This window comes from Flavobacterium sp. YO64 (genome assembly GCF_004119505.1).
Classification (GTDB): domain Bacteria; phylum Bacteroidota; class Bacteroidia; order Flavobacteriales; family Flavobacteriaceae; genus Flavobacterium; species Flavobacterium oncorhynchi.
The window spans coordinates 66172-87865 of the sequence record NZ_NRQV01000017.1; the positions used below are offsets into that span (position 1 = coordinate 66172).

Annotated in this window: 19 protein-coding genes; 4 read left to right on the forward strand and 15 right to left on the reverse strand. The window is 34.4% G+C overall.

Going from position 1 to position 21694, the window contains the following annotated elements; genetic code table 11:
* The first annotated feature begins 122 nt into the window (after positions 1 to 122).
* The 4 genes from BOW57_RS13610 to BOW57_RS20780 all read left to right on the forward strand — a co-directional run bounded on the left by BOW57_RS13610 (position 123) and on the right by BOW57_RS20780 (position 6479).
* Positions 123 to 3641: a nitrate reductase gene (locus BOW57_RS13610; RefSeq protein ID WP_129054997.1), complete on the forward strand. Its 3519-nt coding sequence runs from the start codon at positions 123 to 125 to the stop codon at positions 3639 to 3641.
* 282 nt (positions 3642 to 3923) lie between these two features.
* Entirely contained in the window at positions 3924 to 5354 is a 1431-nt protein-coding gene (locus BOW57_RS13615) for a rubredoxin (protein ID WP_089052747.1), read from the forward strand.
* A 428-nt stretch (positions 5355 to 5782) separates the two neighbouring features.
* Positions 5783 to 6268, forward strand: coding sequence for a hypothetical protein (locus tag BOW57_RS20910; RefSeq protein ID WP_241687448.1), 486 nt, complete (start codon positions 5783 to 5785; stop codon positions 6266 to 6268).
* On the forward strand, positions 6258 to 6479 hold the full coding sequence (locus BOW57_RS20780) for a hypothetical protein (protein ID WP_233207029.1): 222 nt from the start codon (positions 6258 to 6260) through the stop codon (positions 6477 to 6479). The genes BOW57_RS20910 and BOW57_RS20780 overlap by 11 nt, the downstream gene beginning before the upstream one ends.
* Before the next feature lie 266 nt (positions 6480 to 6745).
* On the opposite strand, the gene moaA is transcribed toward BOW57_RS20780, so the two are convergent.
* From moaA to BOW57_RS13695, 15 genes are all read right to left on the reverse strand, one after another.
* Positions 6746 to 7753, reverse strand: coding sequence for a GTP 3',8-cyclase MoaA (moaA, locus tag BOW57_RS13625; RefSeq protein WP_129054999.1), 1008 nt, complete (start codon positions 7751 to 7753; stop codon positions 6746 to 6748).
* Positions 7740 to 8654 (reverse strand): bifunctional molybdenum cofactor biosynthesis protein MoaC/MoaB, encoded by a 915-nt coding sequence (moaCB, locus tag BOW57_RS13630; RefSeq protein WP_129055001.1) that lies wholly within the window; start codon positions 8652 to 8654, stop codon positions 7740 to 7742. Before moaCB ends, moaA begins: the two co-directional genes overlap by 14 nt.
* Positions 8654 to 9085 carry a molybdenum cofactor biosynthesis protein MoaE gene (locus BOW57_RS13635; RefSeq protein WP_099719278.1) on the reverse strand — a complete coding sequence of 144 codons (432 nt, stop codon included), beginning with the start codon at positions 9083 to 9085 and terminating at the stop codon, positions 8654 to 8656. Before BOW57_RS13635 ends, moaCB begins: the two co-directional genes overlap by 1 nt.
* A 203-nt stretch (positions 9086 to 9288) precedes the next feature.
* The gene (moeB, locus tag BOW57_RS13640) at positions 9289 to 10359 is read right to left on the reverse strand and encodes a HesA/MoeB/ThiF family protein (RefSeq protein WP_129055003.1); all 1071 of its coding nucleotides are present in this window, start codon (positions 10357 to 10359) and stop codon (positions 9289 to 9291) included.
* Positions 10360 to 10362: 3 nt separating this feature from the next.
* Positions 10363 to 10599 (reverse strand): MoaD/ThiS family protein, encoded by a 237-nt coding sequence (locus tag BOW57_RS13645; RefSeq protein ID WP_129055006.1) that lies wholly within the window; start codon positions 10597 to 10599, stop codon positions 10363 to 10365.
* Between the two features lie 2 nt (positions 10600 to 10601).
* Positions 10602 to 11390 (reverse strand): uroporphyrinogen-III C-methyltransferase, encoded by a 789-nt coding sequence (cobA, locus tag BOW57_RS13650; protein ID WP_129055008.1) that lies wholly within the window; start codon positions 11388 to 11390, stop codon positions 10602 to 10604.
* A gap of 5 nt (positions 11391 to 11395) precedes the next feature.
* Entirely contained in the window at positions 11396 to 11968 is a 573-nt protein-coding gene (locus BOW57_RS13655) for a molybdenum cofactor guanylyltransferase (RefSeq protein WP_089052739.1), read from the reverse strand.
* Positions 11969 to 12201: 233 nt separating this feature from the next.
* Positions 12202 to 13374, reverse strand: coding sequence for a gephyrin-like molybdotransferase Glp (glp, locus tag BOW57_RS13660; RefSeq protein ID WP_129055010.1), 1173 nt, complete (start codon positions 13372 to 13374; stop codon positions 12202 to 12204).
* Positions 13375 to 13538: 164 nt separating this feature from the next.
* Positions 13539 to 13787 carry a DUF6755 family protein gene (locus BOW57_RS13665; RefSeq protein ID WP_089059585.1) on the reverse strand — a complete coding sequence of 83 codons (249 nt, stop codon included), beginning with the start codon at positions 13785 to 13787 and terminating at the stop codon, positions 13539 to 13541.
* Between the two features lie 24 nt (positions 13788 to 13811).
* Positions 13812 to 14324: a Rieske (2Fe-2S) protein gene (locus BOW57_RS13670; RefSeq protein ID WP_089052736.1), complete on the reverse strand. Its 513-nt coding sequence runs from the start codon at positions 14322 to 14324 to the stop codon at positions 13812 to 13814.
* A 9-nt stretch (positions 14325 to 14333) separates the two neighbouring features.
* Complete coding sequence (locus tag BOW57_RS13675) at positions 14334 to 14903, reverse strand: 4Fe-4S dicluster domain-containing protein (protein WP_089052735.1); 570 nt, start codon at positions 14901 to 14903, stop codon at positions 14334 to 14336.
* A 17-nt stretch (positions 14904 to 14920) separates the two neighbouring features.
* On the reverse strand, positions 14921 to 17137 hold the full coding sequence (locus tag BOW57_RS13680) for a molybdopterin oxidoreductase family protein (protein ID WP_129055012.1): 2217 nt from the start codon (positions 17135 to 17137) through the stop codon (positions 14921 to 14923).
* A gap of 98 nt (positions 17138 to 17235) precedes the next feature.
* A complete protein-coding gene (locus tag BOW57_RS13685; RefSeq protein WP_089052733.1) occupies positions 17236 to 18288 on the reverse strand; it encodes an MFS transporter in 1053 nt (350 codons plus the stop codon).
* 28 nt (positions 18289 to 18316) lie between these two features.
* Positions 18317 to 19909, reverse strand: a complete 1593-nt coding sequence (locus tag BOW57_RS13690) for a magnesium transporter MgtE N-terminal domain-containing protein (RefSeq protein ID WP_129055014.1) — start codon at positions 19907 to 19909, stop codon at positions 18317 to 18319.
* Between the two features lie 28 nt (positions 19910 to 19937).
* On the reverse strand, positions 19938 to 21413 hold the full coding sequence (locus BOW57_RS13695; protein WP_129055016.1) for a nitrate/nitrite transporter: 1476 nt from the start codon (positions 21411 to 21413) through the stop codon (positions 19938 to 19940).
* Between the last annotated feature and the right edge of the window lie 281 nt (positions 21414 to 21694).

Below are 21694 nucleotides of genomic sequence, written 5' to 3' on the forward strand. Positions count from 1 at the left end.
ATCAAAAATAAAAAAATAAATTCAAAAAATAAGTATTTATACGTAAAAATACTTATTTTTGTATAAGTGATTTATCTAAATCACAACAGATTCAGGAAATAGTATCTAAAAAAAGAACTGTAATGCAAAATACCAAAATCAAAACTACCTGTTCCTACTGTGGCGTTGGCTGCGGCATAATCGTAACCAACGATGCTAAAAACGGCGTTATGGTTGAGGGTGACAAAGATCATCCGGTAAATAAAGGAATGTTGTGTTCTAAAGGAATGAATTTGCATTACGTAGTCAACGATACTTCTGACCGAATTTTATATCCTGAAATGCGAGGCAGTAAATCTTATCCGCTCGAGCGTGTAAGCTGGGATACAGCTCTAGATCGCGCTGCGGCAGTTTTTTCTTCTATTATAAAAAAACACGGACCAGACAGTGTAGGGTTTTATATTTCAGGACAATGTTTAACTGAGGAATATTACTTAGTAAATAAATTGGTAAAAGGTTTCTTGAAAACCAATAATATCGATACCAATTCACGACTCTGCATGAGTTCTGCCGTTGTGGGTTATAAAAAGACTTTTGGAGAAGATTCTGTACCAATTGCGTATGATGATATCGAATTGGCGGATACTTTTTTAATTACAGGCGCAAATCCCGCTTGGTGTCACCCTATTCTCTTCAGAAGACTTGAAAAACATAAAGAGAAAAATCCAAAAACGAAGATAATCGTAATTGATCCGAGGCGCACTGATACAGCCGCTTTCGCCGATTTGCATTTACAAATTCTTCCAGGTTCTGACATTATTTTGTATCATGCTATTGCCAGACGCATAATTGAAAAAGGTCATGTTGACCATGATTTTGTCAAAAACAATGCTGAAAATTTCAAACAATATAAAGATTTAGTATTAAGTACGTCGCTTGAAAAAGCATCAAAACTATGCGGAATATCAGTAAACGATATTAAACTCGCTGCAGATATTATTGGAAAGGCTAAAGGATTTATTTCACTTTGGGCAATGGGACTAAATCAAAGTGCTGTTGGCGTTGACAAAAATACGGCTTTACTGAATCTATCTTTATTAACAGGACAAGTTGGGAAACCAGGTTCTGGTCCATTTTCATTAACGGGTCAGCCGAATGCTATGGGCGGACGTGAAGTGGGCGGAATGGCAACACTTTTGGCAGCGCATAAAGACATTGCAAATCCTACACATCGCAAAGAAGTGGCTGACTTTTGGGGTGTTGACGAGATTTCAGATAAACCTGGGTTAACGGCAACAGAAATGTTTGAAGCTTTAGAATCGGGAAAAATGAAAGCTGTTTGGATTATCTGCACAAATCCTCTGGTTAGTTTGCCAGATTCCCGTCGAATCGAAAAAGCGCTTCAAAACGCTAAGTTTGTAGTGGTTCAGGATATTTCGCATAATGCTGACACAGCCAAATTTGCCGATTTACTTTTGCCTGCTGCCGGCTGGTTAGAGAAAGATGGAACAATGACCAATTCTGAACGCCGAATTTCTTATTTGCCAAAAGGAATTAATGCGCCGGGAGAAGCACTTCCTGATATTGAAATTTTAATTCGCTTTGCTAAAAAAATGAATTTCCATGGTTTCGATTTCAATAACGCCGAAGAAATTTACAAAGAGCATTGTGCACTTACCAAAGGCACTAATATTGATATTTCATTTTTAAATTACAATCGTTTAAAAACTGAAGGCACTTTTCAATGGCCGGTTCCAGATTACGGACATCCGGGAACACCACGATTATTTACTGATAAAAAATTCTATACGCCTTCTGGAAAGGCGATTTTTAATCTTCCTATTTCTATTGAAAATACATCGGTACAGCCCAATGCCGAATTTCCTTTTATTTTAACTACGGGACGAATTCGCGATCAATGGCACACGATGACCAAAACAGGAAAAGTTTCGAGATTATTAACCCACATTCCAAGTCCGGTTTTAGAGATAAATCCAATTGATGCCTTTAAAAATGAAATTAAAAATGGTGATATTATTACTGTTACAAGCAAAAATGGCGAAGTTCGCGTAAAAGCAAAAGTGACCGATTCTATTAAAGAAAAGGTACTTTTTCTTCCAATGCATTGGGGAAAACAACTTGAAAATGATTTGAATAGAACAAACAATTTAACGAATACTGTTGTAGATCCTATTTCAAAAGAACCTGATTTTAAATACACGACGGTTTCGATTAAAAAATATGTAAAACCATTTCAGAAAATTGCTATTGTTGGTGCCGGTGCAGCTTCATTCCGATTCATTCAAAATTATCGTGAATTCAATACCACTGATGAAATTATTGTTTTTTCGAATGAAATAAATCCGTTTTACAATCGTGTTTTACTACCCGAATATATGACAGGAGAATTCACTTGGGAACAACTTTTAAAGGTTAAAGACGGCGAAGCATTAAACAAGCTGAATATTACCATGAAAGCCGGGATTTCTATTGAAAAAATAGACTCCAATACAAAAACTATAAAAGATAGTTTGGGCGAAATACACACTTTCGATTCATTGATTTTAGCAACTGGAAGTCGCCCTTTTATTCCAGAAAATGCGCAACTGCACCTTCCGGGGCGATTTACTGTAAGAAGAAAAGAAGATGCTGACCGTTTAAAAAAACATCTTGACAGCACCAATCTTCCGCCGGAAGAACAGCATGTTGTTATTATTGGCGGAGGTCTATTAGGATTGGAATTGGCTGCTGCTTTAAAACATAAAAAAGTAAAAACTACTATAATTCAGAGAGCTTCGCGTTTAATGGAACGTCAGCTGGATCGAATTTCGAGCAAATTATTGGCCGAAGAAGTACAGCTTCGTGATATTCAGATTTATTTTGATAATGAAGTCAGCACCGTTTTTGAAACGGATAATGAAAACGAAATTGAAATTGCCTTAAAAAGCGGTAAAATTATAACTGCAAATGCAATTGTTTATACGATTGGAACAATTCCGAATATCGAAATTGCGAGAGAAGGTGGTCTTGCCTGCGGGCGCGGCGTAAAAGTCAATCAATATTTACAAACTTCGAATCCTGATATTTTTGCGATTGGAGAAATAGCAGAATTCAATAATAAATTATTCGGAATTACTTCTGCCGCCGAAGAACAAGCGGATATTCTGGCAAACTTTTTAGCTGGCGATATCAGCAGTTATTACAAAGGTTCGATTTTAATGAATATTTTAAAATTAGAAGATATAAATCTGTGTAGTATAGGAGATATTACAATTCCAGAAAACGATGATTCGTATGAAGAAATTGTTTTTACTGATTTGAAAAAACGTTATTACAAAAAATGCATTGTAAAAGATGATCTCTTAGTTGGTGCAATTTTAATGGGAGATAAGAATGAATTTGCCGAATTCAAAACGATGATTGAAAGCAAAATCGAATTATCAGACAAGCGAAATATGCTTTTAAGAGGAAGCTCTACTGCAAAACCTGTATTAGGAAAATTAGTTTGTTCCTGCAGTCAAGTTGGTGCCGGAAACATCGAAGAAACCATAAAAAGTGGTGTAAACGATTTTACCGATTTATGCAAAAACACTGGTGCAGGATTAGGATGCGGAAGCTGTAAAACGGAGGTTAAAGAGATATTGGCGAAATGTAAAGTTTAAAAAAATGTTTCAAGTTGCTTACCGTTTGTCATTTCGAGGAACGAGAAATCACACAAGAAACTCCGCAAAGTACAAACCAATCTTTGTCGAAATACGAGTGGGATTTCTCGTTCCTCGAAATGACAAGATTGCGGTCAAATTTGAAACTTGAAACTTGAAACTTGAAACCTAAAACAACGTGATGTCACCCTGAGCGAAGTCGAAGGGCTACACGTGAAAGGCTTCGACTTCGCTCAGCCTGACAAGCTCGAGAAAAACTTGAAACGTGAAACAAATAAAACTATGGAGTTAACAAGATTAATAGTAAAAGGAGGCGTTATCTCACCGGGAGAATTGCTAGAAGTAGTAAATATTGCTTTAGATGAAGGTCTAGATTCTATTTCTTTTGGTTCGAGACAGGATATTATTTTTCCTAAAGGTTTTAAATCTTTAGACAAAACCACTTTGGGAAAACATCATTTTGTTTATCCAGATCAAAAAAGCGGGAATAATATTGTTTCTTCTTATGTTTCAACCGATATTTTTAGAAATACCAATTGGCTGACAGGAAATCGTTTTTTGTATGTTTTAGAAGAATTTAAAGAACAACCCAAACTAAAAGTAAACATTACAGATCCAAAACAACAGTTGGTCCCTTTATTTACAGGACATTTAAACTTTATAGCTTCAGAACATGAAGATTATTGGTATCTATATATCAGACTTCCAAAATGGGAAAAGATGGAAGTTTATCCTGTCTTGATTTATACTTGGGATTTAGCGAAAACCTATTATGAAATCGAGAAAATTACAGATGAAACAACACTTGACATCGAAATGCTTTTTACGCTGATAAGCGAAGCTTTAGACACTAATAATCGAACAATCGACAAGCCTTTAAATATTCCGTTTTATCCTTTTCCTTATTACGAAGGAATGAATCGAATGGGAATCGATCAATACTGGCTTGGGCTTTATTGGCGAAATAATTTATACGATTTAGATTTCCTGAAAGAAATGTGCGATTTGTGTTTTGAATGCAAAATCGGTAAAATATGTATAACGCCTTGGAAATCTTTCATCATAAAAGGAATTCCGAAAGACCGAAAATTAGAATGGGAAAAATTCTTAGGCAAAAGAGGGATTAATGTTCGTCATTCCTTATTAGAATTAAACTGGCATCTACCTGTTGCTATGGAATGGGCATTGAACTTGAAAACATTTTTAGTTCGTACGCTTGATCAATTTGACATTAGTACATATGGACTTAATTTTGGTATTTCAGAATACAATCGCGACGGACATTATTTTACTTCGATTGTTATCGAAAAAAATGAACTTCCAGCAGCTTTAGAATCCATTAAAATCAGAGATACCTACAACGTTTTGTTTGCGAAAAATTTTGATCCGAATACCCGCGAATACATCGTTCACTCTCAGGATATCGACAAACTTGAGCTGCCAACTATTTTAATTGAATTAAGCCGAAAATATTTTGATGAACTCGGAAACGCAACAGCTGAAACCACTGAAAACCTGCAGAAAAAGGAAAAACCACAATTGGATATTTACCAATGTCAAGAATGTCTAACACTTTATAAACCGGAATATGGAGATGAAAGTCAAGGCATTCCGAAGGGGATTTTATTTACAGATTTAGGCGAGGATTATTGCTGTTCTTTGTGTGAATCACCAAAAAGCAATTTTAAAATTTTAGAGATTGTAACAAATTAATATCTTCTCAAATATTAATAGAATCTATTAGCTTCGTTAGTTCACTAACGCTCTTGCCCTGCTATCCGATATATCATATGTGAATCCATATAGTTATTGGGAGCAGGACAAAACATCCCTTTCTTCAGAGTTAGAGCATTTGTTTTCACTTGAATTTATTAGAAATATTTCAAGTTTCCCAATTCACAATTAACGATTCATAATTCATAATTCATAATTACATCTCATTTTTTCATGTAGAATTGTTAAGAGATTCTGGTTAAAAATTCCGATAAAAAAAACAAATAATTCACTTTCAACTACTTAATATTAATTTTTATAAGAAAACTTAACATTGAGTAACTTGTTTTATAATTATCTTTACTTAACTGTGAATTAACAATTTAGTTACATTGCTAACAATAACTTTACCTAAAAGCGCATTTAATATGGAAAACAAACCCGAAGAAAGTACCCCGGAAAAAATCGATTCTGTAAAACCTGAAGCTGTTAAACCAGTTACAGAAAACGCAAAACCAGAAAATACTCCTGTTAAGAAAGCACCTGTTCGCAAAGCTGCACCTGCAAAAACGACAGCAGCAAAACCAACTGCGGCAAAAGCAACTGTGGCAAAACCTGCTGCATCAAAGCCTACAACAACCAAGGCTCCTGCTGCTTCTGTTACAAAAGCTGCCGCAACACCTACAGCAAAAGCACCTGCTAAAGCAGTTGTAAAATCGGTGGCAACGACTACGCCAAAACCGGCTGTACGAAAAGCACCAGCAAAAAAAGTATTAACTCCTGCAGTAAAACCAGAAGAAAAAACGGCAGGTACTGCAACACCACTTACTGAACCTAAAAAAGAGAATACTAACCAAGCAGTTAAAACTGAAAAAGATAAAGCTGCTAAAAAAAGCCAAAAAAGTGAAAGATAAAGAAAAGGAAAAAGAGAAAAAGAAAGCAGCTAAGAAAAAAGAAAAAGCCAAGAAAGATAAAAAGAAAGAGAAAGCTAAAAAAGCAAAATTAAAAGCGAAAGCCAAGAAAAAAGAAAAAGCTAAAAAAGCGAAAGAAAAAGCTAAAGCTAAAAAAATTGCAAAAAAGAAAGCGAAGTCTCAAAAAAAGGCAAAAGCTAAAAAGAAGAAATAATTATTGAGAAAGGTTTAACTTTAAAAAAGTTAAACCTTTTTTTATTTCTGAGCTCTTACACTTAGTTTGTCATTTCGAGGAACGAGAAATCTTCGCAAGTAATTCCGTAAAGAAGATTGCCAATTTTTGTCGATTTACGAGTGCGATTTCTCTCCCGAAGCTTCGGGATCGAAATGACAAGATTGTGTAAAAAAGGCTTCGACTTCGCTAAGCCTGACAATCACAATTCACAATTCACAATTAACAATTAACAATTAACAATTAAACTATCCGCCAATTGCAATCATACTGCGGTTGTCAAAATGTTTAGCAGGATCATTCATTTCGTCAATTGTCGCCATTCCTGCTCTGACTTTATTTTTACTTTGGATAGCTGCTGCAATTAAATTCATAATTGATTCTCCATTTCTAAAAGGAGTCAATAAATCGGTTTCAGAATTTGAAAAAAGACAATTTTTAATTTTTCCATCAGCAGTTAAACGGATTCGGTTGCAGCTGTCACAAAACGGGTTTGTAATCGAACTTATTATTCCGAAATCGCCTTGAAAATCTTTTATTTTATAATTTCTTGATGTGAAGTTTTTTTCGTCTTCTAATTTTTGAATTTGCTCTGAAGAAAAAGTATTTTCAACCAACGATAATATCTCATTTTGTGAAACCATTTTACTTCTGTCCCACTCGTTTCCTGCAAAAGGCATAAACTCAATGAAGCGCACAGAAATAGGCAGAAACTGCGTTAGTTTTACAAAATCAACAATTTCATTATCATTAAAACCTTTCATTAAAACCACATTTACTTTTACCTGAAAATCATTGTTTAAAAGTAAATGGAGGTTATCAATAACTTTCTCAAACTGATTTCTGAGTGTTACAGCGTGAAATTTAGACGCAATCAAAGTATCTAAACTCAAATTGATCTTTTTGATTTTAAATTGCTTTAAAACGGCAATATGACGGTCAATTAAAATTCCGTTTGTCGTAATAGAAAGCGAAATATCTAAAGAAGCCAATTTTGAAATAATCTCAGGAAAGTCTTTTCGAAGAAGTGGTTCTCCTCCAGTTAATCTAATTTTATCAACACCATTTTTTACGAAAGTTTCGGCGATACTAAAAATCTCTTCAGCAGTCATTAAACTCGCTTTTGGAGAAAGTGCAATTCCATCAGCTGGCATGCAGTATGTACAACGCAGATTGCATTTTTCCAACAGCGAAATGCGCAGATAATTGTGTCTGCGTCCAAAACCATCCGTTAAAATAGTATTAGAGGCTGTCATGATTTTTTCCTTTTAAAATATGAAAAACGTGCATTACATGCGGAAACACAGCATCCATCGATTCTCTCGCTCCGTTTGTAGAGCCCGGTAAAGCCAAAACTAAGCTTTTGCCCAAAGTTCCCGCAACAGTTCTAGACAACATTGCATAAGGCATTCTTTGCTGTCCGTAATCGCGAATGGCTTCTTCAATTCCTGGAATTCTGCTTTCCAATATTGGCGACAAAGCTTCTGGTGTTACATCTCTCGGTGATAGTCCTGTTCCGCCCGTAAAAATTACCAGCTGATTTTCTTTTGCGTAATCTTTTGTTCTTTCCTGAATAATATCTAATTCATCAGGAATAATTTCATAATGCGCTGTTTCAACTCCGTATGAATCTAATTTTTCTACAATTATTTTTCCAGAACGATCTTCTTTATCGCCTGCAAAAATCGAATCAGAACAAACAAAAACAGCCGCCTTTATAACGTTTGGAAATTTATTTTTGAAAGAGGATTTTCCACCTTCTTTAGTAATCAATTTAATAGTTGAAATCTCGATTTCTTTATCAATTGGTTTCAGCATATCGTACATTGTCAATGCTACGATTGATGCGCCGTGCATGGCTTCAACCTCAACTCCAGTTTTATAAACGGTTTTTACATTAAAGATAATCTGAATTTCTAATCCTTCAATTTTATATTCTACCGAAGTAAATTCAATTGGAATCGGATGACAATCGGGAATGGATAAATGGGTGTTTTTTACCGCAAATAATCCAGCTGTTTTTGCCATTTCGAGAACATTTCCTTTTGGCACAAGATTATTTACGACAGCATCAATTGTTTCTTGTTTGCTGACTTTTACAATTGCCGTTGCTGTTGCTTTTCGTAATGTGCTTATTTTATGCGTAATATCTACCATTAACTATTTTGTTTCCAAGTGAATGTATCGTTTTCAAACATCTCTTTACCAAAAATTGGTACGTCGGTTTTTATCCAGTTTACTATGGTTTCTGTGGCTTCGTAAACTTGTTTGCGTCGTGTTGCTGAAACAAACACAAACAAACAGATTTCGCCTGCTTTTACAACACCTAAACTGTGATAAATGTGCATGCAGGTCAAGTCGAATTTAGCAAACGCTTTCTCGCGAATTGTGTGTAATGCCTCATTTGCCATATCGGTATAAGCGGAATAATCAATCGCAACAACTGTATTATCGTGAATTACATCGGCACGAACTTGTCCTAAAAAAATATTGTGTGCGCCAATTGTATGTTTCGATTGGTGTTTCGCGATCGACTCGGCAATAAATTCAGGAGAAATTGGTCCTTCTACAAATACATTTTTACTCATTTTTTATATGTTTTTTTTATAGCCGCGAATTACACTAATTTTCACTAATTAAATTCTATAGTAAAGAAAGTTAGCCGCAATATTGTCATTTCGACGGAGGAGAAATCTTCACAAGTGGCGCCATAACTAGACCCCAATCTTTGTCGAGCCACCTACGAAGATTTCTCCTCCGTCGAAATGACAAACTATGCGTAAATCTTTGGCTATATTTTTATTTCTTCTTTCAATAATTTCTTCATTGCCAAAACACCTCCAGCAATACTTTTCACATTCTTAAATTGATATTTTTGAAGTACCTCAACTGCCATTTTACTTCTGATTCCGGATTGACAGAAAACATAGATCATTTGTTTTTTGTCCAGTTTTTCGATTTCATTTTCCAAAAGCATTAATGGAATCTGAACTTGATTTTTTAAACTTATTTTTGGCAATTCGTCCCTATTTCTAACATCTAAAAATAAAATGGAATCATTGTTTATTTCCTCTAAAACGGAACCAAAACTTATTTCTGCAACCTCAGATTTATTATATTTTTCTTCGAATGATTCTTTGCTTATTGACTGAATATCACTTCTGTCAAAACCATATTTTTGTTGTTCGTTGTTCAAAATATTGTAAACCAATATTTTTCCATTCAAAACTTCTCCAATTCCGAGAATCATTTTTAAAACTTCATTTGCTTGAAGCATACCGATAATTCCAACTGAAATTCCAATTACTCCAGCATCTTCACAATTCAAAGCATTATTATTTTCATCGGGATATAAACATCTGTATGTTGGTCCGTTTTGATAATTAAAAACAGAAACTTGTCCCTGAAATCTAAAAATAGATCCATAAACCATTGGTTTATTAACGACAAGACACGCATCGTTTATTAAATATTTTATTGCAATATTATCTGTTGCATCAACAATAATATCATATTTTTCAAATAATGAAATAGCATTTTTTCCTGATAACTTTTCAGAAACTGCATTTACTTTTACTTCAGAATTCAATTCAGAAATCATCAATTTGGCTTCTTCTGCTTTTGATTTTCCAACTGCTGAAGTTTTATAAATAACTTGTCTGTGCAGATTTGAAATTTCAATTGTATCATCATCCACAATCCCAATTTCACCAACTCCAGCGGAAGCCAAATACGGCAAAATTGCTGCGCCCAAACCACCGGCACCAACAACCAAAACTTTAGATTTCAGCAATTTGTACTGACCTTCGTCTCCAATTTCTGGAAGAATTATTTGTCTGTTATATCGGTTTGATGTATTCATTTTTTATCCTCCCGCAAATGGCGGCAATAAAGCGACAACATCGCTTGTCTGTAATGTAAAATCTGTTGTTTTTGAAACTATTTTTTGGTTTACGGCAACGCTGAAAGTCAGTGCTTCGAACTCATATTTTTCGTTTAAGTCTTGCAATAATTTTTGCAGTGATACTTCAGAAAAAGATAACTTTTCGAATTCACATTTTGTCTTTTCGGCTACAACTCCAAAATATTTAACTTCAATCATTATTATAAATTTAAATTCTGAAAAATGAATTCATCATCAAAATGTTCCTGAAAATACGAAATCCAGCTTGAAGTATTTCGTACTACTTCGCCAATCACAATAATTGCAGGCGATGATATGTTTTTTTCAGATACCAATTTAGTAATTGTATCAATAGTTCCAATTACTTTTTGCTCTGAATTTTTCGTTCCGTTTTGAATAATCGCAATTGGCAGATTGTCATTTCTATTTTCCTGATAAATAGAAATAATTTCATCCAGTTTATGCATTCCCATTAAAATAACTACCGTTGCAGCTGATTTTGAAGCTAACTGAACATCTTTTGATAATTTATGATCTGAAGTTGTTCCAGTAATTACCCAAAAACTTTCGGCAACTTTTCTTTGTGTCAAACTAATTCCTACTGAAGCAGGAACACCTAAAGCTGATGAAATTCCCGGTACAATTGCGGTTTCGATTTCAAATCGCTCTGCAAATTCAATTTCTTCACTTCCGCGTCCAAAAATAAAAGGATCACCGCCTTTTAAACGAACAACATGACCGTGCGTTTTTGCCATCGAAACAATCAAATCATTAATCTGATCTTGTGTGTAAGCGTGACAACCCAATCGTTTTCCAACAAAAACTATTTCGGCATTCGATGCATATTCCAATAATTCTTCGTTAACCAAAGCATCATACAAAACAACATCGGCACTTTTTAAAGCTTTTATAGCTTTCATCGTAATCAATTCAACGTCGCCCGGACCTGCGCCTACAATCGTTAATTTTGGTGTTTTTAAGCTTTGCATACTCTTTAACTTAAATTGATATTCAGATCATTTAATTCGTCTGCCGAATTAATATTGGTTAAATGAAAGTTTTCGCTTTCTTCTATATTTACAATTTGATGCGGCACTTTCGCAAGTAAATCCATCATTTTTAATTCATTAGAATCAACAGCTTCTTTAATTATTGAAAGAACTTTTTTTGAATAAATTCCAATTAATGGATGTATTCGGCTTTCTGAAGCAAAAACAGTAATTCCAGCTTCTTCTGTATGTTTTGAAATTAATTCTTGTAATAATTCAGTTGAAATTAATGGAATATCGCAGCTTAAAATCAAATTAAATTCGGTTTCAGAATGTGATAATGCAGTGTAAATTCCACCTAACGGCCCTTTCTCTGCAATAACATCAGGTATTTTTTGGTACGGCAGATAATCATATTCTTTTGAAGCCGTAATCAATTTTATCTGATCTGTAATGGGTAAAATAGCCCGAATTATATGTTCAATAAATGGTTTTTCCTGAAACAGCACTAATCCTTTTTCAGACTGCATTCTGGAGCTTTTTCCGCCGCAAAGAATAAATACTGTTGGTGTTTCCATGATTAATTTTGTTTCAGGTTTTTCCTTGTTTCACGTTTCAGGTTGTTTTACCGCAAAGAGCGCTAAGAATTTTTATTCATTATTATCTTTAAAATTAAGTTCACAAAGCTGAAAATTCACCAAGGTTTCAAACTTTAGCTGTGTGTTTTTATTTATACAGCGACCATTATCTTTATTACTCAAAAATCTTTTTTCTATGCTCTTTTCTATTTTCTGATTCTAAGAATCTAAAATTAATCTATCGGTAATAATGTAACCAATTGCCCTTTTTTATATTCTTCAATGTTCTCGGGAACTATTAGTAAACTGTTTGCGACGGCAAAAGTGTTAAGCATTGCAGAACTTTGACTGTCTAAAACTTCAACATGTGTTTCGTTGTATTTAGCTTTCAAAAACAATGTTTTCCCTGTCTTGTTTTTAAGATCTGAGTTTAATTTCCGAATTACTTTTGTTTTATGAATCTCCAAAAATCCAATTCTGCTTTTTATTGCCGGAACAACATAAATGTAAAAATTAGTCAGTGATGATGCTGGATTTCCAGGTAAAGCAAAAACTAAAGTTTCATTTTTAGAACCAAAAAACATAGGTTTTCCCGGTTTTTGATTGATTTTATAGAACAGTTCTTTTACATCATTCTGCAACAATGCTTCTTTTACAAAATCATAATCTCCAACTGAAATTCCGCCAGAAATTAAAACTATATCATACTTTTTTAAAATACTTTTTAATGCTTTTTTCGTTGCTTTTAAATTATCTTTTACGCTGTAAACTTTCGTTTTTTTAATTCCAATAGTTTCAAGAGCGACTTGAAGCATAACAGAATTACTTTCGTAAATTTTTCCTTTTTTCAGTTTTTCGCCGGGTTTTACTAATTCGTTACCTGTTACTAAAATAGCGACTTTAGGTTTCTTGTGCACTTTAATTTCTGTGATTCCTAAACTGGCTAAAAAACCAATTGCGGCTGGAGTCATTAAAGTCCCTGCTTCAAAAACAATATCATCTTTAGCAATCTGCTCTCCTTTTGGGCGAATATTTGCACTTTTTGCGGGCATTGCAGCTATAAGTATCGAATTTTTATTTGCAATTACATGCTCTTGCATTACAACAGTATCAGCATCATCAGGCACAAATGCGCCTGTAAATATTCTAACGGCTTCATTTGCATTCAATTTTAAATTTGAATGATCTCCTGCTTGAGATGTACTTACTATATCATATTGATGTTTTATACTGTGAATAAAAGCATATCCATCCATAGCCGATTGACGAAACGGGGGCATATGAATTGGAGAAATAACTTTCTCTGCCAAAACATAACCTAATGCTTTACTTACGGCTATTTGCTGTACAGGCATTTTGGCACTGTTTGCTTCAATTATTGTTAAGGCTTCTTCAACTTTTATCATAAAATGCTATCCTTTATAAGCAAAAAAATACTTATTACAAACATAAGTATTTTTACTTAGTTAAAATCATTAGTACCTATTTTTTTTGAATATAAATTTAGCGTAATTCTTTTGAATACTCTCAGAAAAAATCTAACAGCATTTTTTATGGCAGAAAATCTTGTTTATTTATTTCTAAAATTACCTTTTGGCAGATAATACAACCATGCAAAACCAATTAAAAATAGGATTGCTGATGCTATGAATGCAGGAATCAATATTTCTTTATTATTGTCTAATGCGTTATTTAATGAGGCATACAAAAGCCAAATTTGAATGCTGACATTTAATATTAAAATAAAAATAAGTGTTGAAAGTATATTGTTCAGCTTATTAGGGTTTGCGCGATTCTGGCTGCGTCTAAAAGTACTCATACTTATAAAATTAAATTATACAAATTAGCTTTCTTTTTTTTCGATATAGGCTTTTACAAAAACGGCATTCTCTTTAAACACAACTTCTAGTTGCGGTAAAGCTCTTGGCGGCGGTCCGGCAATTACATCTCCAGTTTTAGCATCAAATGATCCTTCGTGGCAAGGGCAATGTATAATTCCTGTTCCCGGCTTATAAAATACTGAACAGGATAAATGTGTACATTTTTGCTCGTAAGCTTTAAATTCTCCGCTTTCAAGATGTATTAAAATATAGGGAATTGTGCTGCCTTCTAATACAAAACCTCTTGTTCCGCCCACGGGAACATCTTCTTTGTTACAAATAAAATGTTCGCCTTGCACTTCTTCTTTTGGCAGTAAAAATGCTTTTGCGGTTACAAAACCGCTTCCAACCATTAATCCGCCAGAAACAAAAGTCAGGAATTTAGCGAAATCGCGTCGGCTGACTTGAGTTGATTCCTGTTTTTTTATGGGGAAATCCTTTTTCCAGTTTTGATTTAAATTATCTTCTTTTGACATGACTCGGATTTAATAAATTCTTAATTCATTACTGCCTTTCGGCATCATAATATTGACTTTTGTAGTAACTCTTTCTTGTCCAAAAATGAAATTATTGATTGGTGTACTATTTGGTCTCATTTCTTCAATTTGTTCTCTTGTTCCGTAAAATAATGCTCCACTTGGGCAGACTGTTGCGCACATTGGTTTTTTTCCAACGCTGGTACGGTCGTAGCACATCGTACATTTCATCATTAAATCGTATTCTTCCATTTTTTTAGGTACTCCAAACGGACAAGCCATTACGCAGTTCGAACACCCTATACATCTTTCTGTACTTGCGGTATGAACTACGCCAAATTCATCTTGCGAAATCGCATCAGCCGGGCATACATTAGCACAAACTGGATCTTCGCAATGCATACAAACTTGCACAGTAGTTTGGATTGTTGAGGAACGTTCTACATAATTAACACTGATCAGAGATTCCTGTCCGTTTGTTTCGCATTCTGCACAAGCCATTTCACAGGCTTTACATCCAATACAGCGTTGCAGATCTACAAAAAACTCTTCGTTTCTATTAAAATTGGTTAAATTCATAAGTCTTCTTTTATAGATTAAACACTTGCAAAAGCATCAGAACCAGCAGAGGATGGTGCAATTTCGCCAAGCGGATTTAATGAACAGGCACAAACTTTAAATTCTGGCATTTTAGAAATAGGATCTAAAGTTCCAATTGTTAATTGATTAGCCGATTTAATTCCCGGCCAGTGATATGGTATAAATACAGTATCTTTTCGAATTGTTTCAACTATGTTTGCAGGAAAAACGCCTTCTCCTCTTCGGGTTAAAACTTTTACCAATTCACGTTGCTTAATACCATACTTCAGAGCCAGCTCAGGATGAATTTCTAACAACGGTTCAGGAAACTGATCTACCAGCTTACCTATTCGGCGGGTTTGTGTTCCGCTCAAATATTGAGAAACCACACGACCTGTAGTTAGTGTTATTGGAAATTCTTCATCAGTAACTTCTCCTGGAAGTTTATATGGAGCAGGATTAAAATGAGCTCTTTTATCTGGAGTTGCAAACACTTTATCTTCCCATAATCTAGGTGTTCCGGGATGATCATCTGTTGGGCAAGGCCAGAAAACGCCCATATTATCTTCTATTTTTTTATACGATATTCCGAAATAATTTGCTGTTCCGCCATTAGATGCAACACGTAATTCATTAAATATAGCTTCACTATTTTCATAAGTAAACTTATCTTCTACTCCCAATCTTTTTGCTAATTCTAAAAATATTGAAGTATCTGTTCTAGCCTCGCCAGGAGGTGTCACAGCTTGACGAATTCGGATAACTCTTCCTTCTGCCGATGTTGTAGTTCCTTCTTCTTCTTCTTGCAATGATCCAGCCAGAACAATATCTGCATGACGAGCGGTTTCATTTAAAAAGAAATCAATACAAACGTAAAACTCTAATTTTTCAAGCGCTTCTCGTACATAATTATTATTAGGCAATGATACCAGCGGATTAAAGCAAATAGAAAGTAAACCTTTTATTTCTCCTCTGTGTATAGCATCAATAATTTCATAAGCCGATAAACCTTTTCCGGGCATATCTTTTTCGTCGATTCCCCAAACTTGTGATATGTATTTACGATGTTCTGGGTTTTCAATGTCTCTATTTCCAGGTAATTGATCACATTTATGACCATGCTCTCTTCCTCCCTGTCCATTTCCTTGTCCAGTAATTGTTGCGTATCCGCAGTAAGGTCTGCCTAATCTTCCTGTTGCCAAAACTAAATTGATACAGCCTACTACATTATCAACACCTTTAGAGTGCTGCTCTATCCCGCGTGCGTGAAGTAAAAAGCTCGTTTTTGCTTTTCCCCATAACTCAGCAGCAGCTTTTATCTTTTCTTTGTCAATTCCAGTAACTTCTTCCGCCCATTCTAAAGTATAATCTTTTACTGCATCAATTGTTTCTTGAAATCCTGAAGTATGATTGTCGATAAAATCGTGATCTAACATATCATGATCTACCAGATATTTTAGCATTGCTCCATATAAAGCAGAATCTGTTCCGGGCTTTACATCTAAATGAATCTCTGCAGTCCTTGCTAATGGAATCATTCTTGGATCGATTACAATTAACTTAGCGCCGCGATCACGAGCTTTCCAAATCCAGTGGGTTAAAGTTGGAAATGTTTCACTGATATTTGCACCAGCAACAATAATTACTTCTGCATATTCAAGATCAGAATAATTATTTGAGCCTCGATCTAAACCAAAGGCTTTTTTATTTCCTGCTCCTGCACTTACCATACAAAGTCTACCGTTGTAGTCTAAGTTTTTTGTTTTTAAGGCTACACGAGCAAACTTACCTACTAAATAACTTTTTTCATTTGAGAGTGATACGCCAGATAACATTGAAAAAGCATCTTTACCATACTTTTCCTGAATTCTTTTAATTTCAGATACGGTTTTATCCATTGCCTCATCCCAAGTCGCTTTTTCAAAACCTTTTCCTTCTACTCTTTTCAAAGGATGTAATAAACGATCTGGGTGATTATTTTGTAAATAGCGTTGTACTCCTTTTGGACATAAACGCCCTTCGTTGAAAGGAAATTCCATCCAAGGTTCGAAGCCAACTACTTGATTATCTTTTACAGATAATTGAATACCACATTGCATGCCGCAAAAGCAGCAATGTGTTTTTACCAATTTATCTGGTTCGTCTCTACCTTCATAACCATCTTTAGGCGCATAATTTAAATGCGGACCGAACTCTTCAATAATTTTTTCAGTTGATACAGGTAATTTTGCCATTGTCTTTTTTTGTTTGTTTTGCTTCAGGTTTCAAATTTCAGGTTTAATGTTCTTTGCGGAACTTGAAACCTGAAATTTGAAACTTGAAACTATATTCTTTATCCAAATAAGCTTCCTCCGCTTTCTATTCTGGCTTTTAAATGTGCTTGTGCTAAGCGTGATCTTTTTCCTTCTGGACTTAAATCCAAGTGAGAAGTTCCATCTTCATGCGTAAAATCAAAACCCAATTGTTTGGTTACAATTTTTAAATCATTGATATGAAGTTTTGTTGCAAATTCTTCTCCAGTGTGCGGGCAAACTGCCATTCCTTGTTTGATTCCTTCTTTTTTATAAATATGAGCTCCAATTTGTGCGGGACGCTGAATGATATGAAAGAATTTTCCAAACGGAATCCATATTAAAAACATGATTACGGTTACGGCATGAATTACGGCTAAGAAATCATATGCAAATCCTTTCATAAATTGATACGAATACGTCAAGCATAAACCTGTAACTGATATTGCAATTAATAAAATCAACGGCAGTAAATCACCTTCAAAGGTTTGAGTTGCAATTAATCCCGGATTTGTTAATCTTCGTCTTAAATAATATACAGACCCGATTATTACAAGCCATGATGACCAGTTTAGGGCATGAAAAATTAAAAAGGCAAGAAAAGATCCTATTTCGAAATCCATCATTTTAAATCCGAAGAAATGCGCCTCGTAAATGGAAATAGAATTAGGTGCCAATGAAAAATGTATCCATCCAAATGTCAACGGAATTGTAATCGCAAAAGCAGACAAGCAGCCTAATGCGATACAAAAATGGGCAAACCAGCGCCATTTACTTCTTGGGTAAATAAACTTTTGAACAACAATATTTTGTACTGATTCTTTTCCTAAAAACCACAAATGTGAAAATATTTTTCCTGTAAAAAGAAATTTGATACTTCTTTTAAAATACATCCAAGTTGGCGGACGCTGCAGCCAAACGGTATATCGATAAACGATTCCGAAGAAAGCAAATACGGTTCCGAATAAATAAGTAATTAATGCTGCATCGAAATTCTGCAATTGTCTGGAACCATAAAACACAAGTACGATAGTGAGTATTGAAACCAGCGAAGCAACAAGCAGGGCTTTGGTATTAAATGTTTTATCTTTCATCCTTAATTTTAATTTTAATGATTACTTATTAACTTGGTTTCTCGCATCCTTTACGATTGTAGAACCACCAATTGATACCTGTAGCTAATATAGTGAAAATAGCAACACCAATAAAGAATTGATCTACAGTACCATTAGCTGAAAGATTATTTCCTATTAGTTTTGAAAAAATAAATGGTCCAAATGCAGCAATTGCAGCTGTCCAACCAATTACTCCAGCTGCCTGACGTTGGTTTTCGGCAAAAATAATTGGGTATTGTCTAAAGGTACCTGCGTTTCCAATTCCTGTAAAAAAGAACATTGCTAAAATTACGGTTACAAAAAGAGGAAACTGCTCCATACTTGTTGGTGCTACTAATCCTTCTGTAACTAAAATAATTGATCCTGCCAAAATTCCTAAACCAGTAATTGTAGTAAGTATAGCCCCGCCTACTTTATCGGCTACAAAGCCAAAAGCAATACGGCTGGCAGAACCAATAAGCGGCCCATAAAAAGCATAAACTAATGGATCTGGTGCGTTTGGAAAATCACCATACAAAAACTTAATCATTAAAGGAAAAGCGGCAGATAAACCGGCAAATGTTCCAAAAGTCATGATGTAAGTAATGGTACAATACCACGTATGTTTATTAGAAAAAATATCTAACTGCTCTTTAATTGACGCTTTCATTGGAATACTTTTTAAGTAAAACCAACTTATAATAGATAATAATATTAGGAACGGAGCGTACCAAAATGCAGCCGATTGCAAATAAATTTCGGTGTTTTTGACTGCAGTATTTTTAGGACTGATATCATTTAGTATTTTCTCGGCCATCTTTGGATTTGCATTTGCAATAGCCTTAGCTTTTGCTTTTAAAGGCAACGCCGTAAAAAGAGCCACTTTATCATCTGATTGTATCGATGCAGTTACTGAATCAGTAACTGTTTTCTTTACGTTAGTCAATATTCTAGCTTGTACGTCAGGATCTAAAGCAGAAAAAACCTCTTTTTGTTTTTCAATACTAGCATTCTGAAAAACAACGATTGCTTCTTTATGATCAATACTTGTAAATACTGATGCGGCACCAAAAATACTAACACTTATAATAAGCGGCGTAACAAATTGTGCTACCGAAACACCAAAATTCCCAATTCCAGCCTGAATCCCAAGAGCTGTTCCTTTAAGTCTTTTAGGAAAAAACAAACTGGTACTCGGCATATAAGAAGAGAAATCCCCACCACCAAAACCTGTAGTAAAAGCTAAAAGTGCAAATACCCAAAATGGTGTATTTACATCCATTACTGCAAAACCAATTCCGATTACAGGAATCAATTTAATAAGTGTAGCAAACGAGACTATATGTCTTGTTCCAAAAATAGGTAATATAAAAGTATGTATAATTCTTAAAAATCCTGCTGCAAGTCCAGGAATTGCAGTCAGCCAAAAAAGTTGATCCTTAGTAAATCGAAATCCCAATCCTGGCAATTTTACGGCAATAACACTCATCATAAACCATGATGCAAATGATAAAACTAAAGTGATCGTTGTTATTGTTAACGTTCTCCAAGCGATTTTACTTCCGGTAGAATTCCAAAATACTTCATCTTCTGGATCCCATTTATCTAACCAAGTTTTCATATATCTATTATTAAGTTATTTTAAATTTTTAATGATTGCTTTCAATATCTCTGGTGAAATCTGGAAGTTTAGATCGAGTTGCATTAATAATTGTTCGATGCATCCAAAGAAGACAAAGCACAGAAACTATAAAAATGAAAATCCATGAACTAGTCCAAAGTCCTGTATAATTAAGAAGATAACCAAAGATTATTGGGCCGGCGAAACCGCCAAGTCCGCCAATTAAACCAACCATTCCTCCCACTACTCCAACTTCATTTGGAAAATATTCTGGAATATGTTTATAAACAGCAGCCTTTCCAATTCCCCAAGAAATTCCAATTAGAATTACTAAAACCACATATACCCAAAGATTAGCACTAAACTTAATTTGTGTAACTCCTTGCGCTAATAATTCTTTCTTTTTGACTTCTTGATTTTGTTTGACAAGGATTTCCTGCCAAGAATTTTTTACTGGAAAAATGGCAGCTTCACCATCATTTTTAACTTGTTTGGTATGTATATTATGTACTTTTCCATCTACTACTACTTTATCTGCAGTAATTTCTGTAACTGTACCGTTATTCATTGCCATAACTCCGGGCCCTGCGGTAAAAATTTCCATTTTTGGAAACATCAATAAAAAACTAATTACTATCGATGATCCTAATACCCAATACATTACTTTTCTAGCTCCAAACTTATCTGATAAATAACCTCCAAAAGCTCTAATAACTCCAGATGGCAGACTAAACATAGTAGCAAACATCCCTCCCATTACTAAAGTGGTATGGTACACATTCATGAAATTTGGAAGCAGCCATTGTGAATACGCCACAAAAAAACCGAACACTAAAAAGTAATACGCTCCAAAACGCCAAACTCGAACGTTTTTAAGAGGCGACATCAATTGCCCCATTGTTTTTGAAACTCCTTTGTTGACTTTATTTTTTGCAAAAACAATAAAAAGTATCCCAATTACAACAAGTGTTACAGCATAAATAACTGGAAGTGTTTTCCACCCGTTTATCGGATCATTTTCTGATAAATTATTTAGCAAAGTGGGGGCTATAAAAGTAGTAATTGCTGCTCCGGCATTTCCCATTCCGAAAATTCCTAAAGCACGTCCCTGCCATTCTTTTGGATACCAGATTGAAGTATATCCTATCCCAACAGCGAAACTTGTCCCTACTAATCCGAAAAGAAAACTTAATACTGCAAAACTCCAAAATGAAGTTGCAAATGGCAATAAAAATAAGGGGATTGAGCACAATAAAAGTAATGTCGAAAATATAATTTTTCCTCCGTATTTGTCTGTCAAAATACCTATAGGTAATCGAAAAATAGAACCTGAAAGTATAGGAATTCCTAATAACCACCCAGTCTCAACAACTGTAAAATTAAATATCCCTTTATCAACTAGATAAGTTACCAAAACGCCATTTAATGTCCAACAGGCAAAGCAAATGGTAAAAGCAAGTGTATTTAAAAATAAAATTCGGTGGGATTGAGACAGATTACTCATATAATAATTATTAAAATATTAGTGAACTATTATCAGTACTTAATATGACAACAAAATTAAAACAGTTAACCTCTGCAAAAAATGACATATGTCATATTAAAGATAATCTTGTCTTTAATATGACATAAATCGAATATAGATAAATTACATTTTTTAGCAGCAACAGCAACATCTTCATTAGAACTGAAATTCCACCTTAATTACAGTAGAAATAAATGTTCTTATTCCCTATTCATCTATCTTTCAACAATCTAAAATTAATAAAAAATATCAAACTACAT

Coding starts and splice junctions, on each gene's coding strand:
- BOW57_RS13610 (WP_129054997.1), top strand. CDS start 123: ATGCAAAATACCAAAATCAAAACTACCTGTTCCTACTGTGGCGTTGGC.
- BOW57_RS13615 (WP_089052747.1), top strand. CDS start 3,924: ATGGAGTTAACAAGATTAATAGTAAAAGGAGGCGTTATCTCACCGGGA.
- BOW57_RS20910 (WP_241687448.1), top strand. CDS start 5,783: ATGGAAAACAAACCCGAAGAAAGTACCCCGGAAAAAATCGATTCTGTA.
- moaA (WP_129054999.1), bottom strand. CDS start 7,753: ATGACAGCCTCTAATACTATTTTAACGGATGGTTTTGGACGCAGACAC.
- moaCB (WP_129055001.1), bottom strand. CDS start 8,654: ATGGTAGATATTACGCATAAAATAAGCACATTACGAAAAGCAACAGCA.
- BOW57_RS13635 (WP_099719278.1), bottom strand. CDS start 9,085: ATGAGTAAAAATGTATTTGTAGAAGGACCAATTTCTCCTGAATTTATT.
- moeB (WP_129055003.1), bottom strand. CDS start 10,359: ATGAATACATCAAACCGATATAACAGACAAATAATTCTTCCAGAAATT.
- BOW57_RS13645 (WP_129055006.1), bottom strand. CDS start 10,599: ATGATTGAAGTTAAATATTTTGGAGTTGTAGCCGAAAAGACAAAATGT.
- cobA (WP_129055008.1), bottom strand. CDS start 11,390: ATGCAAAGCTTAAAAACACCAAAATTAACGATTGTAGGCGCAGGTCCG.
- BOW57_RS13655 (WP_089052739.1), bottom strand. CDS start 11,968: ATGGAAACACCAACAGTATTTATTCTTTGCGGCGGAAAAAGCTCCAGA.
- glp (WP_129055010.1), bottom strand. CDS start 13,374: ATGATAAAAGTTGAAGAAGCCTTAACAATAATTGAAGCAAACAGTGCC.
- BOW57_RS13665 (WP_089059585.1), bottom strand. CDS start 13,787: ATGAGTACTTTTAGACGCAGCCAGAATCGCGCAAACCCTAATAAGCTG.
- BOW57_RS13670 (WP_089052736.1), bottom strand. CDS start 14,324: ATGTCAAAAGAAGATAATTTAAATCAAAACTGGAAAAAGGATTTCCCC.
- BOW57_RS13675 (WP_089052735.1), bottom strand. CDS start 14,903: ATGAATTTAACCAATTTTAATAGAAACGAAGAGTTTTTTGTAGATCTG.
- BOW57_RS13680 (WP_129055012.1), bottom strand. CDS start 17,137: ATGGCAAAATTACCTGTATCAACTGAAAAAATTATTGAAGAGTTCGGT.
- BOW57_RS13685 (WP_089052733.1), bottom strand. CDS start 18,288: ATGAAAGATAAAACATTTAATACCAAAGCCCTGCTTGTTGCTTCGCTG.
- BOW57_RS13690 (WP_129055014.1), bottom strand. CDS start 19,909: ATGAAAACTTGGTTAGATAAATGGGATCCAGAAGATGAAGTATTTTGG.
- BOW57_RS13695 (WP_129055016.1), bottom strand. CDS start 21,413: ATGAGTAATCTGTCTCAATCCCACCGAATTTTATTTTTAAATACACTT.